Source organism: Rhizobium sp. BT03, assembly GCF_030053155.1.
Classification (GTDB): domain Bacteria; phylum Pseudomonadota; class Alphaproteobacteria; order Rhizobiales; family Rhizobiaceae; genus Rhizobium.
In genome coordinates, this window is sequence record NZ_CP125640.1 from 1,933,230 (window position 1) to 1,948,404 (window position 15,175).

Annotated in this window: 16 protein-coding genes; 6 read left to right on the forward strand and 10 right to left on the reverse strand. The window is 61.5% G+C overall.

Annotated features, from left to right (window positions below):
* Positions 1 to 51 precede the first annotated feature (51 nt).
* The 6 genes from motA to QMO80_RS09565 all read left to right on the forward strand — a co-directional run bounded on the left by motA (position 52) and on the right by QMO80_RS09565 (position 5,356).
* Positions 52 to 924: a flagellar motor stator protein MotA gene (gene motA, locus QMO80_RS09540; RefSeq protein WP_012556597.1), complete on the forward strand. Its 873-nt coding sequence runs from the start codon at positions 52 to 54 to the stop codon at positions 922 to 924.
* Complete coding sequence (locus tag QMO80_RS09545; RefSeq protein WP_283199839.1) at positions 925 to 1,875, forward strand: FliM/FliN family flagellar motor switch protein; 951 nt, start codon at positions 925 to 927, stop codon at positions 1,873 to 1,875.
* 65 nt (positions 1,876 to 1,940) lie between these two features.
* Complete coding sequence (gene fliN, locus QMO80_RS09550) at positions 1,941 to 2,528, forward strand: flagellar motor switch protein FliN (RefSeq protein ID WP_097623868.1); 588 nt, start codon at positions 1,941 to 1,943, stop codon at positions 2,526 to 2,528.
* A 28-nt stretch (positions 2,529 to 2,556) separates the two neighbouring features.
* On the forward strand, positions 2,557 to 3,597 hold the full coding sequence (gene fliG / locus QMO80_RS09555) for a flagellar motor switch protein FliG (protein ID WP_283199840.1): 1,041 nt from the start codon (positions 2,557 to 2,559) through the stop codon (positions 3,595 to 3,597).
* A gap of 233 nt (positions 3,598 to 3,830) precedes the next feature.
* Positions 3,831 to 4,910, forward strand: a complete 1,080-nt coding sequence (flhB, locus tag QMO80_RS09560) for a flagellar biosynthesis protein FlhB (RefSeq protein WP_283199841.1) — start codon at positions 3,831 to 3,833, stop codon at positions 4,908 to 4,910.
* 5 nt (positions 4,911 to 4,915) lie between these two features.
* Complete coding sequence (locus QMO80_RS09565) at positions 4,916 to 5,356, forward strand: hypothetical protein (RefSeq protein WP_283199842.1); 441 nt, start codon at positions 4,916 to 4,918, stop codon at positions 5,354 to 5,356.
* A gap of 101 nt (positions 5,357 to 5,457) precedes the next feature.
* Here the strand turns inward: QMO80_RS09565 and QMO80_RS09570 are convergent, their stop codons facing one another.
* The 10 genes from QMO80_RS09570 to QMO80_RS09615 all read right to left on the reverse strand — a co-directional run bounded on the left by QMO80_RS09570 (position 5,458) and on the right by QMO80_RS09615 (position 15,172).
* Complete coding sequence (locus QMO80_RS09570; protein WP_049733101.1) at positions 5,458 to 6,204, reverse strand: transcriptional regulator VisR; 747 nt, start codon at positions 6,202 to 6,204, stop codon at positions 5,458 to 5,460.
* Positions 6,205 to 6,213: 9 nt separating this feature from the next.
* Positions 6,214 to 6,960: a transcriptional regulator VisN gene (locus QMO80_RS09575; RefSeq protein WP_049733102.1), complete on the reverse strand. Its 747-nt coding sequence runs from the start codon at positions 6,958 to 6,960 to the stop codon at positions 6,214 to 6,216.
* 344 nt (positions 6,961 to 7,304) lie between these two features.
* Complete coding sequence (fliF, locus tag QMO80_RS09580) at positions 7,305 to 8,996, reverse strand: flagellar basal-body MS-ring/collar protein FliF (RefSeq protein WP_283199843.1); 1,692 nt, start codon at positions 8,994 to 8,996, stop codon at positions 7,305 to 7,307.
* Between the two features lie 111 nt (positions 8,997 to 9,107).
* On the reverse strand, positions 9,108 to 9,497 hold the full coding sequence (locus QMO80_RS09585) for a hypothetical protein (protein WP_003584234.1): 390 nt from the start codon (positions 9,495 to 9,497) through the stop codon (positions 9,108 to 9,110).
* A gap of 16 nt (positions 9,498 to 9,513) precedes the next feature.
* On the reverse strand, positions 9,514 to 10,068 hold the full coding sequence (cheD, locus tag QMO80_RS09590) for a chemoreceptor glutamine deamidase CheD (RefSeq protein WP_283199844.1): 555 nt from the start codon (positions 10,066 to 10,068) through the stop codon (positions 9,514 to 9,516).
* On the reverse strand, positions 10,065 to 10,454 hold the full coding sequence (locus QMO80_RS09595) for a response regulator (protein ID WP_003556488.1): 390 nt from the start codon (positions 10,452 to 10,454) through the stop codon (positions 10,065 to 10,067). Before QMO80_RS09595 ends, cheD begins: the two co-directional genes overlap by 4 nt.
* A complete protein-coding gene (gene cheB / locus QMO80_RS09600; protein WP_283199845.1) occupies positions 10,455 to 11,498 on the reverse strand; it encodes a protein-glutamate O-methylesterase CheB in 1,044 nt (347 codons plus the stop codon). It abuts the gene before it with no gap.
* Positions 11,495 to 12,403, reverse strand: a complete 909-nt coding sequence (cheR, locus tag QMO80_RS09605) for a protein-glutamate O-methyltransferase CheR (RefSeq protein ID WP_283199846.1) — start codon at positions 12,401 to 12,403, stop codon at positions 11,495 to 11,497. Before cheR ends, cheB begins: the two co-directional genes overlap by 4 nt.
* Complete coding sequence (locus QMO80_RS09610) at positions 12,400 to 12,867, reverse strand: chemotaxis protein CheW (protein WP_283199847.1); 468 nt, start codon at positions 12,865 to 12,867, stop codon at positions 12,400 to 12,402. The genes cheR and QMO80_RS09610 overlap by 4 nt, the downstream gene beginning before the upstream one ends.
* A 4-nt stretch (positions 12,868 to 12,871) precedes the next feature.
* Entirely contained in the window at positions 12,872 to 15,172 is a 2,301-nt protein-coding gene (locus QMO80_RS09615) for a chemotaxis protein CheA (protein ID WP_283199848.1), read from the reverse strand.
* Between the last annotated feature and the right edge of the window lie 3 nt (positions 15,173 to 15,175).

Sequence of the window (15,175 nt, forward strand, 5' to 3'; positions counted from 1 at the left end):
GCAGAAACCCTAACCCTCTTAGAGAAAAGTAACGTTCAGATTGGGCTGACGATGAATATCATTATCGGATTTATAGTGACTTGCGGCTGTGTCATCGGCAGCTTCATGGCTATGGGCGGCCACGTGGACGCGCTGTTCCAGCCCTTCGAATTCGTGATCATCGGCGGCGCCGGTCTCGGCAGCTTCATCATGGCGAACCCGATGAAGGTGGTGAAGGATTCCGGCAAGGCGCTCGGCGAAGCCTTCAAGCACGCCGTGCCGAAGGAGCGCAACTATCTCGATACGCTCGGCGTGCTCTATTCCTTGATGCGCGACCTGCGCACCAAGTCGCGAAATGAAATCGAAGCCCATATCGACAATCCGGCAGAATCGACGATTTTCCAGTCGGCCCCCACCGTTCTGAAGAACAAGGAACTGACGGCGTTCATCTGCGACTACGTGCGCCTGATCATCATCGGCAATGCCCGCAGCCACGAGATCGAAGCGCTGATGGATGAAGAACTCAACACCATCATGCACGACAAGATGAAGCCCTACCATGCGATCCAGATCATGGGCGATTCCTTCCCGGCGATCGGTATCGTCGCGGCGGTTCTCGGCGTCATCAAGGCGATGGCCCACATCAACGATTCGCCCGAAGTGCTCGGTCACCTGATCGGCTCGGCGCTGGTCGGCACCTTCCTCGGCATTCTCCTGTCCTACTGCGTCTGCTCGCCGCTGGTCTCCCAGATCAAGATCGTCCGCAACAAGCAGCACCGCCTCTACGTCATCGTCAAGCAGACGTTGCTTGCCTACATGAACGGCTCGGTGCCGCAGGTCGCTCTCGAATACGGCCGCAAGACGATCTCGGCTTACGAGCGCCCGTCCATCGATGCGGTCGAACAGGAAATGATGAACCCAGGCGGCGAGAACAAGGCGGCTTAAATGACCATGAGCAATGCTTCGCACGACAAACCGGCAATGGATCCTGCCCTTCTCGCCAAGCTGACGGGCGGGCTTGGCGACAGAGGCAGGGTCGCCAAGATCTGCAGCTCCTTCGGGGAAATCTACAGCGAATTCTTTCCCGACGTCATCAAGAGCGAGACCGGCCTCGACGTGACGGTCAATTATCTCGGCTGCGAGATCGGCTATAAGAACCATCTGATCGACGACCTGAACTCGAACGTCACGCTCGCCGACGTGACGCTGCGCAACTGGTCGCAGAACGTCACGCTTGCCTGCGGCAACGGTTTCGTCATCACGCTGATGGAGCACCTGCTGGGCGCCACCGCCGATACGATCGAGGAGCCGGCCGACCGGCTGCTGTCGATCATCGAAATGGACCTGGCGGTGATGGTTTTCGACAAGATCGCCAAGGTGCTGCGCTCGGCCGTCAACGCGCCCGGCGGTTTCGAACCGAGCCTTTCGGTCCCGTACGCCCTCGAGATGCGCGCCCGGCCGCCGGAGGACCGCCCGGACGAATTCGCCGCCGCCATCAATATGTCGATCACGCTTGCCGGAATCACTTCCGAATTTTCGCTGATGGTTCCGCAGACGGCGCTGCTCAAGACCAAGGTGACGCCGCCGAAGCCGAAGCGCCAGTCCGGCGGCAGCTCGGCGGAATGGACCGAACAGCTCGGCGACCAGGTCCGCCGCTCGCATGTCACGCTCGAGGCCAAGATCAGGCTGCAGGACCTGACCTTGCGCACGATCTCGAAGCTGATGGTCGGCGATGTCATTCCCTTCCGCGATCACGGCGACGTGCGCGTCGAGGTCAGCGCCAACAGCAAGGAATTGTATGTGTGCGAGTTCGGGCGTTCAGGCGAAAACTACATGGTCCGCGTCAAGGACACGATGAACTCGGATGACGAACTCATCCGTCATTTAATGAATTAATCGGTTCTCTGGCTTCTGGGCTGCAAAGGCAGTTTGAGGCAAGTTTCAACTGGAATAGTGATTTCATGGCTACGAAGAAAACACAGCAGAACAGCGACCTCTCCCTGGATATGCCGGGCAGCGAAGCGGATCTCGACCAGGCGATCGACGATCTGCGCGGCGTGCTGAAGCAGGATGCCGATGGCGACCTGCCGCAGTTTGGCGACGACCTGCAGAACGACGCCTTCGCAGCAGGAACCGATCTGGCGGCTTTCGGCGGCGAGATTTCGGACAGCCCGTTCGGCGGCGACGATTTCGGCGGCGATTTCGGTGCCGGCAATGCCGGCGCGGCTGCCGGCATGGATTTCGGCAGCAGCCCTTCCTTCGAGGCGTCGCCGGCTCCGCTCGGCAGCGCTTTGAATTCCAATTTCGAACTGATCATGGACATTCCGATCGATGTCCAGATCATGCTCGGCACCAGCCGCATGCAGGTCTCCGGCCTGATGAACCTCAATGAAGGGGCGACGATCGCCCTCGACAAGAAAATCGGCGAGCCGGTCGAGATCATGGTGAACGGCCGCAGGATTGCCCGCGGCGAGATTACGGTGCTTGATAACGACGACACCCGATTCGGTGTGAAACTGATAGAAGTTTTGAGTACGAAAAAAGCCTGATCCCTGTGTGGGACGGAGAGGTTAGACCATGATGGACTTTGACGATTTCGGCGGCGCGCTAGCCGGGAAACCGTTGACCCAGGCTGAAAAGGCGGCGGCAGTTCTTCTCGCTATGGGAAAGGGCGTCGCCGGCCGGTTGTTGAAATATTTCACCCAGGCCGAACTGCAGACCATTATCGCATCCGCCCAGTCGCTGCGCGCCATTCCGCCGGACGAGCTCCTGATGCTCGTCTCCGAGTTCGAAGACCTCTTCACCGAGGGCGCCGGACTGATGGACAACGCCAAGGCGATCGAAGCCATTCTGGAAGAAGGCCTGACGCCCGACGAGGTCGACAGCCTGCTCGGCCGCCGCACGGCGTTCCAGGCCTACGAAACCTCGATCTGGGATCGCCTCAGCGAGGCGGAGCCGACATTCGTCGCCCAGTTCCTACTGCGCGAACATCCGCAGACCGTTGCCTATATTCTTTCGATGATGCCTTCCAACTTCGGCGCCAAGGTGCTGCTGCAGCTCCCCGACAACCGCCGCGCCGACATCATGAACCGAACCGTCAACATGAAGACCGTCAGCCCGAAGGCTGCGCAGATCATCGAGAACCAGGTGATGACGCTGCTTGCCGAGGTCGAGGCAGAGCGCAATGCCGCCGGCTCGACGAAGGTCGCCGATCTGATGAACGAGCTCGACAAGCCGCAGGTCGACACGCTGCTCACCTCGCTTGAATCGATCAGCCGCGAATCCGTCAACAAGGTCCGCCCGAAGATCTTCCTGTTCGAGGACCTCATGTACATGCCGCAGCGCAGCCGCGTCTTGCTGCTCAACGACATTTCGACGGATGTGCTGACCGTCTCGCTGCGCGGTTCGCCGCCCGAGATCCGCGAATCGGTTCTCTCCGCCATCAGCCCGCGCCAGCGCCGCATGATCGAATCGGATCTGCAGAGCGGCATGGGCGGCGTCAATCCGCGCGAGATCGCCATTGCCCGGCGCGCCGTTGCGCAGGAAGCGATTCGCCTGGCCAATTCAGGCCAGATCGAGCTCAAGGAGAAGGAAGGCGACGCTTCGGCGGCCGCCTAATCCTCCGAGACTGTTGACAAATCCGGCGTGCGGCAAAGCGGCCGTTGATCGCCGTGTCGCACGCGACTACCCTTCAAGTGATTGGCTGCGCTTTAAAGCGCGTCGCGGAGAACCTCGGTTCCGGCGACGCGCTTTAGCGCTTGTGTTGATGCATGTCGTCATCCCAAAACCGCTGCACACTTTTGGGCGACATGCATTAGCTGCGGCCTATTTCTTTGACGGAGGGCCGCGTCTTGGCAGACGATGACAAGGACAGCAAAACAGAAGCCCCGACCGCGAAAAAGCAAACCGACGCGGCTGAGAAAGGCAACGTGCCGTTTTCGCGCGAGCTGTCGATCTTCGCGACCATCCTTGCCACCTATATCTATCTGGTGTTCTTCCTCCCCGACAGCGTCGGGCGCATGACGGAAACCCTGCGCGACATCTTCGAGCAGCCCGACCAGTGGAAGATCGAGACGGGGCCTGATGTCCTTTCGCTGTTCGTCAGGCTCGGCTGGGCCACTGCGGCGCTGCTGGCGCCGGCCTTCATTCTGTTCATGGTCTTCGGCATCGCCTCCTCCGTCTTCCAGAACCTGCCGACGCCGGTGCTCGAACGCATCCGGCCGCAGGCCTCGCGCATCTCCCCCGCCAAAGGCTGGGGACGGCTCTTCAGCCTGCCGGGCCTCGTCGAGTTCGGCAAATCGCTGTTCAAGGTCGTCGTCGTCGGGGTCATCCTGTTTTTCGTGCTGAGGAGCGAATATTTCAGCTCGATCGACGCGATGTTCTCCGACCCGCAGACGATCCTGGTGCGGATCTCGACGGCGATGCGCAAGATCATCATCGTCGTGCTGATCGCCACCGCGGTCGTGGCGATCGCCGACGTCTTCTGGACGCGCCATCACTGGTTCACCGAGCTGAAGATGACGCGGCACGAAATCAAGGAAGAAAACAAGCAGGCGCAGGGCGACCCCTTCGTCAAGGGCCGGCAGCGCTCGCTGATGCGCGACCGCGCGCGTCGGCGCATGATCTCCAATGTGCACCGGGCGACGCTCGTCATTGCCAACCCGACGCACTATGCGGTGGCGCTGCGCTACGCGCGCGAAGAAAACGACGCGCCGGTGGTGCTGGCCAAGGGCCAGGACCTCATTGCGCTCAAAATCAGGGAGATTGCCGAGAAAAACGGCATCCCGGTGTTCGAGGATCCGCCGCTTGCGCGCTCCATGTTTGCGCAAGTCTCGATCGATAGTGTCATACCGTCAGTCTTCTATAAGGCCGTTGCGGAGCTGATCCACCGGGTCTACGCCGCAGACGCCAAGAACAAACGGGTAAGATAAGCCTAATGAAAAAATGCCCCCACTCTACCCAGCGTGAAAAAATCCTCGCAGTCGCGATCAGCCCGGTCGCCACGGAACTGCGCCTTCTGGATGCTTCTGACCTTATTTCGCTGCTGCGCTTCGAGTATTACGGCAATCTTTCCGATCTCGTCGCTTCGGCGGCAGAGCTTTTCTTTCATCCGGGCACGGTGAATTTCGGCCTGGGCGGCAACTATACGCTGGAGTGGGGCGGCAAGCCCGAAGTCGTTCTCGATCTCGAAATCAAGCCGCGCGGCGTCACCGTCTATGCGCAGCTGACGCTTGCCGAAGATCACGCCGGCATCGAGATCAACCATATCGCGTTCCAGGATCCCTCGGCCGATCCCGACGAGAACACCCGCTTCCTGGAAAAGAGCCTTCGGGAATCGCGATACAACGTCAACCAGCCGCGGGCGCTGGCGAGCTGACCTTTCATCAAGACAAGAGAGCTTTCATCGGCCTTTTCGAGAGCAGATCCATCCGCTTCAGCTGAGCCGAGCGGAGCTCAGCTGAAATCGCAGAGCGGAGCTCAGCTGATATAGCCGAGCCGGATCGCCTTGGCGATCGCCTGGATGCGATTGACGGAATCGAGCTTGATTGTCGCCGAGCCGAGATAGGCGTTCACGGTGTGCACGGAGAGGCCGAGCTTGTCGGCAATCTCTTCGCTGATACGGCCGTCGCCGGCAAGCTGGAGACAGGCGATCTCGCGTTCGCTAAGGGCTTCAGCGGCGGCCGTGCGGCGTTCGTCGAGCGAGAGCAGATCCATCATGATATGGCAGCAGCGACCGTGCAGCTCGACGATGGTATCGCTCGAGGGATCGAGCTCATCGCCGGTGAAAACGATGAACCCGTTGCCGACGGCGCCGAGCCGCACCGGAAAGGCAAGGCCGGAAAAAGGCACGATACCGTCCTGCAGCCGCGTCATGAACGGCGCGAAGTCGGCAGGACCAGGTGCGGCACGGTCGTAACCGCCGGCCCATGAGAGCGGCAGCAACGACTTGTCGATATGGTCGAGAAGGATATCGCCGTAGGCATCCGTGAAGGCTTTGCCGAAACCGGCATTGGAAGACCCCCAGTTCTCGAGCTCGCAGACGAGGCGCTGCTTTGCCGGAAGACCTGCGCCGCTGACGCGGAAGATCGCGAAGCCCTGAGCATCGGCGAGCTTCTGCATCGCAATCAGCCGCGGAAAAAGATCGGACCGGCTGGAAATCCTGTTCACACGCACCATGCGTAGCTGCTCGGCGCTGCTCATCGTCCTGGCTGATGGATGCGCCATGGATTCCCCCTATACGAGATTGTTGCGGACGGCGAAGGCAATGGCCTCGGACCGGGTCTTGGTCGCCGTCTTGCGCATCACGCTGGTAATGTAGTTGTTGATGGTATTGCGGGAGATGCCGAGGATCATCGCGATCTCGTCGCTGGTCTTGCCCTCGGCGATCCAGAACAGGCATTCCAGCTCGCGGTCGGTCAATTCGAAATCGCGATCGACCCTCGTCCCGCCGCAGCGCAGGAAACTCGCGACATAACCGGCAAGCAGGCCCACATCCCGCAGGCGCTCCGGCGACAGGATGAAGCCCTCGCCGAACAGGAACATCAGGGCCAGCCGCGACCGGCCGACATTGAACGTTACCGAACAATATTGGCGGCTGGCGCCGTCCGGCACGTCGGCATTGTCAGGCATAAGAGCAAAATTCGGCTGGAAGACCTGCATGCATTTTTCCAGCTCCGTCGAACGGGCATAGCCGCGAACCAGGTCATTGGCGATATCCCTGACCAGGTCAAAAGGCCAATCCGACGAAACAATGAAATCGAGACCGCTTTCCTGGATGAGATCGCAGCGCGCCAGAAGATAGTGCGAAGCACCGACATACTCCGTCAGCGCGCGCAGTCCAGACTGCAACCTGCCAGTGTTGGCGACGCCGTGCAGGCGCTGGAGGAGTTGATCACGCGGCAACAGATCCGGCACTACCGCGCTCGCGAAATTCGACATTTGCCTCTCGCCTTTGCTCGCCTGAATTACATCCATATCCATTGGCAATGTCCTGCGGCTGAGGAACGATCAAACTCGGTGCAACAGCAATTTTTCTGCAAGGGATTCAATTCAAGTCCCGCTCGAATCCCATTTCGAATCACCCAAGGGTAAGCCAGCCGATGCAAATCACCATCTCCGACTTCTAGGGATTTACTTACGCTGCCGGCCATGCACTGATTCGATGATCATTTCCAGCCCTGAAGCTATTGGGAAGGCTACGGTGATTCTGGCTGTATCGCAACTTCATTCGCGTTTTACGCGAGTCCGGGAGCCAACAACTTTCCCGTTGGATGAAAGGACGCTGGATACCGATATGAAAAAGGCCGGTTGCCCGGCCTTTTGTCTTACGCTGCTTCGTCGATCGCCCATTTCCGGAGGATTTTCGCGGCGCGTTCCTCGTTGATCTCGACCATGCGGGAGAGCTTGCGTTCCGGGCCTTCCTTGACGCGGCGGTTGAAGTTCCCGTCGTCGTCGCCGAGGCTGAGCAGATCCTCGGTGCTGTCGAAGCCGAAGTCGGATCCGAAGCCGTCCATGAGGGCTCCTCCGGGGGCGCCGGCTGCCGGCGCGAAGTCCGGAAGCTCGAGGCCGGCCGCCTCCGGCGTGGCGTCGCCGAGAACCGAAGAGCTGCCGTTGCCGCTGACGCTGCGCACCAGAGGCCGCAGGCCCATCCAGACCACCACGAAGGCGACCGCGACGAAGGCGAGCGAGTTGATGATGCCGGCAAGGTTGCGGCTCAGCATGTCCATGACGCGGACACCGCCGGTGGCGTCTTCGAGCAGCTGGTTCTCGAGGAAGTCCATCGCCGTGACGGTGACGACGTCGCCGCGCTTGGCGTCGATACCGGCCGCCGAAGCGACGATCGTCTTCATTTCGGCAAGATAGGCATCGATCTTGGCCTGGTCGGCAGGCTCGCCGACCATCTTGGCAATGCGGCCCTTGTTGACCACCACGGCGATCGAAAGCTTCTCGACCTTGTAGCTGTTGCGGGTCGTCGCCGTCGTCCGGCTGTTGATTTCGTAGTTGGTCTGCTCTTCGCGCTTGTCGGACTTGTCCTGCGATTCAGGACCGGCCGAACCGCCGGCCTCGGGGGCCGCCTGCGGAATGTTCTGCTCGACGGTGGCCGCGCTGTCGGACTGCTTCTGCTGCGACTGCTGGGCTTCCTTGGTCGAGCGGACCGAGCGTTCGACCTTGGATTCGGGATCGTAGGTCGTTTCCTGGATCTGCTGGGCGTCGGTATTCAGGTCGGCGGTGACGCTGGAGCGGAAGTTGTCCATGCCGAGGAAGGGTGCGAGCGCCTTGTCGACGTTGGATTCGACTTCCTGCTGGACGTTCTGGACGATGTTGAGCGAGCGGTTCAGCGAGCTGTTGCTGGCTTCGTCGCCGGACGCGAGCAGCTGACCGGCGGAATCGAGGATCGTCACGTCATCGACGTCAAGCCCCGGCACGGCCGAGGCGACGAGATGGCGGATCGAGGTCGCAGCACTCCGCCCGGTGGTGGCGCTGGCGCGAATCATGACGGAGGCGGTCGGCTTCTGCTCCGCCTTCCGGAAGTTACCGACTTCAGGCATGACGATATGGACGCGCGCGGCCGTGATACCCGAGATCGACTGGATGGTGCGGGCGATTTCGCCTTCCAGCGCGCGAACCCGCGTCACTTCCTGCATGAAGGAGGTCAGGCCCAGCGAGCCGACATTGTCGAAGAGTTCGTAACCGGCATTGGCGCTGTTCGGCAGGCCGCGCTCGGCAAGCATCAGGCGGGCCTTGCCCGTCATCCCCGCGGGAACGCTGATGCTGGAACCATCCGTGCCGACCTGGAAATTGATGTTGGCTTCGGCAAGCGCCATGCTGATCTGGTTGAGATCGGGCGAATCCAGACCGACATAGAGCGTTTCCTGTGCCGGCTTGTTGACGAAAAGGGCGGCCGCAAGGACGATTGCGATGGAGACGGCACCGACGCCTCCGAGAATCATCAGGCGTGTTCGGCCAAGGGAACCGAAGTTCTTAAAGATCTGAACTAATTGATTTAACAGATTCATTCTGTTCTCGCACGATTCGTCAAAGACAAAGCAGGCTTATTGCCTCATCTGACGAATAATCGGCGAAACTTGCGCGAGCGTTTCGTGAAGGGGCGCGCGGCCCCTGAAGGGTTAGAAGAAATCGAAGTCGCCGGCCGCCTTGCTCAGGGGCTGGGAATGGCCGTGGCGTGTGGCGCCGCCCAGCGCCTTCTGCATCTCCGCCAGCTTGACGAGGCTGAGCGCGGTCGCGACGTCGACTGCCCAGCCATGCGGGATTTCGCCGGTGATGGTGTCGATGAACTCGGCAAGGCCGCGCGATTTCTGCACGGCGAGATCGATGCCCTGCATGACTTTCATGGCATCCGGCGAATTCAGGATTTCGGCGCCGCCGAGATCGAGAAGCTGCGGCTCGATGCGCTCGATGAGATAGGCGACGTCGTGCAGTTCGGAAACGATGCGCATCAGGATGTCGCTCAACGCTTCAACAGGCGCAGGCGGCTCCATCACCGGGTTAAATGTCATATGAAAATCCTCGCCATCAAAAAAATTCGATACTGGTTTCGACGGGCTTCGGCGGAGCGGCGGGGCGCTGCTCGAGGGCGACGGTTCTCTGCGTTTCGGCGCCGGTCAGGGGGTACTGCCGGGCACGACCGGAGACCGGCCAATATTCGAGCTTGCGTCCATGGTCTCCGCCTGTGGAGGAGCCGACCACCGGAATGCCTTCATCCCTCAGGAACTGCATGGCGAAGGCCGCGTTCTGCTCACCGACATTGGAGAATGTCGAGATCGTCTTCGCGCCGCCGAAGATCTTGGCCTCCAGCCGGTCGCGCCGGGCGCCCTGCTTCAGGAGACCGTTGATCAGCAGTTCCATCAGATGCACGCCGTAACGCGTGGCATCGCCGCCTGAGGTCGGCGACGTCGCCGAACCGGGCAGCAGGAAGTGGTTCATGCCGCCGATACCGGCGACAGGGTCTCTGAGGCACGCAGCCACGCACGAGCCGAGAATGGTCGAGAGGACCGCATTCGGATCGCTCAGAACCTTGTACTCGCCCTGAATGATGTGCACGCGGCGGGCTGCCCCCTCAGTGATCATTTCAGGGCTCCAAACACGGCTTCGATGGCCGCTTTCATCTTCTCGATCGTGAACGGCTTGGCGAGCACGTTGTTGGCGCCGAGCTGGGCTGCCTTCTGCACCAGTGCGCGGTCGCCCTGGGCGGTCAAGATGATGAAGGCCGCCTTCTTGGTGTTCGGGTTGGTGCGCACGGCCTGAAGGAAGCCGATGCCGTCCATCTTCGGCATGTTGAAGTCCGAGATCACCAGATGGTGCGGCTGCTCGGCCATGATCTTCATGCCCTGCTCGCCGTCGCCTGCGGACGTGATCTGCTTGAAACCAAGCTGGGTCAGCGCATCGCTGAGCAGCAACCGGCTCGTTACCTGATCATCGACGATCAGAACTTTGATTTTCTCCGCGATCGACATTTATTCGGTCCCTTCCTTTCGGGCGGCTGTCATTTTCAATATTTCTTCACCGATGGCAGACAGGGGCAACTGCTGCTCAACGGCGCCAAGTTCATGAGCAACCCTTGGCATTCCGTAAACGACACAGGTTTTTTCGTTCTGGCCGAGTGTTCTGGCGCCGGCGTGGCGCATTTTCAACAATCCGGCGGCGCCATCGCGGCCCATTCCGGTCAAGATCACGCCGACGGCGTTGCGGCCAGCCAGCTCGGCGACCGAATCGAACAGCACGTCGACCGATGGGCGGTGGCCGTTGACCGGCGCCCGGTCGACGAGACGGCAGCAGGGCGCCGAGGCGTTGCTGACCTGGAGATGACGCTCGCCGCCCGGCGCCAGATAGATCTTGCCGATTTCGAGACGGGCGCCATCGGTCGCTTCCTGCACCACCGGCGCACAGAGGCGGTTCAGCCGTTCGGCGAAGCTCTTGGTGAAGGTCGGCGGCATATGCTGGGTGATGACGGTCGGCGGGCAATTGGCCGGAAATTTCTGCAGCACGGCGATCAGCGCCTCGACACCACCGGTCGACGAGCCGATCGCGACGATCTTGCGGCCGACGCGGAAATCGGCGACGGAGGGCGGAGGCGCCGGGGCGGCAACCGGCTGGGAAAACTGGCGCTGCGTGCGCGCGGCTGCCTTGACCTTCTCGGCGAGGTCGCCGAAGGGCCGGGGTTCGCCCGGCGCCGGCTTGCCGACGCAGTCGAAGGCGCCGATCTCGAGCGCTGCCAGCGACGCCTCGGCGCCGCGATGGGTCATCGTCGATACCATGATCACAGGCATCGGACGCAGCGTCATGATCTTTTCGAGGAAATCGAGGCCGTTCATATTCGGCATCTCGATGTCGAGCGTCACAACGTCGGGGTTCAGCCGCTTGATCGCCTCGCGCGCTTCCAGCGCATCGCCGGCCTGGCCGATAACGTTGACCTCGGGATCGGAACTCAGGACGGCGGTGATCAGCCCCCGCATCGTCGGGGAGTCGTCAACGACGAGAACCCTTGCCGGAGCGCTCATGCCTTCCTCCCGTGACCTTTGGCGGTGTAGCGATAGGTCGTGATGCCGATATTGTCGAAGACGTGTTTCGCCTCGCCCGACACACGCTCGGAATGGCCGATATAGAGATGGCCGCCCTCCGGCAGCAGGCCAGCGAAACGCTGCCAGATCTTCATCTGCGTCGGCTCGTCGAAATAGATGACGACGTTGCGGCAGAAGATGACGTCGAACTTGCCCTTGAACGGCCATTGCGCCATCAGGTTGAGCTCATTGTAGGTGATCAGCCGCTTGACGCGGTCGTCGACCTGGAACTTCCTGCGGCCCTGCACCTCGACTTCGCTGAACCATTGCTTGCGCATGGCGGGCGAAACGGTTTCGAGCGCGTTTTCGTCATAGGCGCCGGCCCGGGCGATCGCCAGGATCTTCGGGTCGATGTCGGTTGCCAGGATCTTGAAGTCGTAATCGGCGACATTCGGCATCAGCGACAGCACGGTCAGCGCGATCGAATAGGGCTCCTGCCCGTCGGAGGAGGCGGCCGACCAGATGCGCACCCGGCCGCCCGATTTCGCCCGCTGCAGAAGTTCCGGCAGGACATGGTCGCGCAGGTGGTCGAAATGATGGTTTTCGCGAAAGAAGCGGGTAAAATTGGTCGTCAGATGCGACAGCATCTCGCGGCGCGGCGCAGCGCCCGCCGGCGAAGCGACGAGATCGCAATATTCCCGGAAGCCCGACAGGCCGAGATTGCGGATATGCTTCGACAGGCGCGAATAAACCAGCGACGCCTTCGTCTCGTTGAGGAAGATGCCGGCATCCGAATAGATCATCGCGGCGATCTCGGTGAGATCGCGGCGCGTCAGCGGATATTCTCCGCTTGCCAGAACTTCGTCGGCTCCCTGCCTCTGATCTTTTGCGCCCATTGCGTTCATGCGGCTTCGCTTTCGGTCTCGGAAAAGAGGGATTCGAGTTCGATCAGGCAGATCATGCGCTTCTCGATGGCGAGAATGCCGCGGGCAAATTGACGCTCGAGGTCGGAGGAGATCTCGGGCGTCGGCTGGACGGTTTCGTCGGTCACCGTCAGGATATCGGATACGGCGTCGACCAGCAGGCCGACGACCTTGCGCCGGACCTGGGCGACGATGATGACATGACGGGCGGTCGGGTCGGCCGGCTTCATGCCGAGCCGGGCGGCAAGATCGATGATCGGCAGCACCGCGCCGCGCAGGTTGATGACACCGAGCATATAGGCAGGCGAATGCGGCATCGCGGTCGCCGGGGTCCAGCCCCGGATCTCACGAACCGACATGATGTTCACGCAAAATTCCTGATCCCCGATGCGGAACGCGATCAGCTCGCGATCCCCCTCGTTCAGATTTTTTACGGCGTACGACATTCCCTTACCCTACCGCTGCTAACGACATTTCTGCTTTGAGCGACTGGCCGCGCGAGGCGCCGACAACCGCGTCGACATCGAGAATGAGAGCGACGCGCCCGTCACCGAGAATGGTGGCGGCGGCAATGCCCGGCACATGGGTGTAATTGGCTTCCAGGCTCTTGATGACCACCTGGCGCTGACCCTGGATGGCATCGACCATCAGGGCGCGCTGGCCGCCGCCTTCGGATTCCACCAGAAGCGCCACGCCCTCGACCGGGTTGGCCTGGGTCGCGCGGAAGTTCAGGATGCGGCCGACATCGACCAGCGGGCAGAAAGAGTTGCGGATCGAGATCAGCCGGTGGTTCGCACCGAAGGAGTGGATCGCGGAGGCTTCCGGCTGCAGGGTTTCGACGATTGCCGTCAGCGGCACGACCAGGGTCTGGCCGGCGACGGTGACCACCATGCCGTCGAGGACGGCGAGCGTCAGCGGCAGGCTCATGGTGAAGACCGAGCCGTGGCCAGGCTTGGAGGTGATGTTGATGCGGCCGCCGAGCGCCTGGATCGAACGCTTGACGACGTCCATACCGACGCCGCGGCCCGAAATGTCGGAAATCTTGTCGGCCGTCGAGAAGCCCGGCAGGAAGATCAGGTTGTCGATTTCCTCGTCCGACAGGTTGGAATCGGCCGGAATGAGGTCGTTGTCGATCGCCTTCTGGCGGACCTTCTCGCGGTTGATGCCGGCGCCGTCGTCGGCAAGCTCGATCAGGATGCGGCCCGAACGATGCTTGGCGGTCAGGCGGACGGTGCCTTCGGTGTTCTTGCCGGCGGCTGCGCGCTTTTCCGGCGTTTCGATGCCGTGGTCGACGGCATTGCGGATCATGTGGGTCAGCGGCTCGGCCAGCTTGTCGATGACCGTCTTGTCGACTTCGGTGTTCTCACCTTCAGTGATCAGACGGATCGACTTGCCGGTCATGTCGGCGATTTCGCGGACGATACGCGACATGCGCTGGAAGACCGGCTTCACCGGCTGCGCGCGGATCGCCATGACCGAGTCCTGGATCTCGCGGGTGAGCTGCTGCAGCTCTTCGAGGCCCATGTTGATCGAGGAGGTGCCGGTCGTGTCGTTCTCGATGACGCTCTGCGACAGCATCGCCTGGTTGATGACCAGTTCGCCGACGAGGTTGATCAGGCGGTCGACACGGTCGAGATCGACGCGGATCGTCTGGCCGGCGCCGGCGGCATTGTTCTGGGCGGCGGCAGCGCTGGCAGCGGCCGCTGCGGCGGCTGCCGATTCCTTCTTCTCGACGCGGGCGGCGGCTGCAGCCATCTGCGTCACATTGGAGGCAGTCTCGGCAGCGGCAACGGCGGCGGCGGTCTCGGCGGCGGCGCCGGAAACGTCTTCGGCTGCGCCCGATTCGTCCAGGATCGACAGGTCGAAGGGAACCGGCACCATCGGCAGTTCGTCGTTGCTGGTCGCCTCAGCCCGTGCTTCCTCGACCGCCTTCACCGTCAGTTCGCAGTCCCATTCGGCGAATTCGAAAACGGTGCGAATGGCGTCCTCGCCCTTGTCCGTCTTGATCGTGACGTTCCAGAAGAAATAAGCGCCTTCCGGATCGAGTTCATCGAGGCCCGGCAGAGCATCGCTGTTGCAATAGATGGTCATTTCGCCGAGGCGCGAGAGATCGCGCAGCAGCAGCGTGGCGTCATTGCCCTTGGAATAGAGTTCGTAGCGCGGCTTGAAGATGACTTCATAGGCCGGCATGGCCGAGCCCGCATCGCCTTCGCCGCCAAAATCGTCGAAGGAAAAGGGCACCGGCTGGAAGCCGCTGTCGTCGGTCGGTTTGGGAGCGTGCGCGGCAGCGGCCGGAGCGGCCTTGGCTACGGGTTTTGCGGCAGCCTTCGGCGCCGGCGCTTCGGCCAATGCCGAGGGAGACGGCAACTCACCATTGGCCAGCGCCTCGAGTTCCTTGACGAGGCCGCGGCTGCGGCTTTCATCGACGCTGCCGCCGTCGCGCGCGGCATTGGTCAGGTCGGCGAGCACGTCGGCCGACTTCAGCATCACCTTCAGGACGTCCTGGTTCGGCTCAAGCTTGTTGGATCGAACGCAATCGAGAGTAGTCTCGAAAACATGGGCGAAGGCAACCAGATCATCAAGGCCGAAGGCGCCGGCGCCACCCTTGATCGAATGCACGGCACGGAACACCGCATTGACGGTTTCCGGATCGCGATCGCCATCATTCATTTTCAGAAGACCGGATTCCAGCTCGGCGAGCTGTTCCTCGCACTCCTGGAAAAAGATCTCTTTGATTTCGTTCATATCCATAGG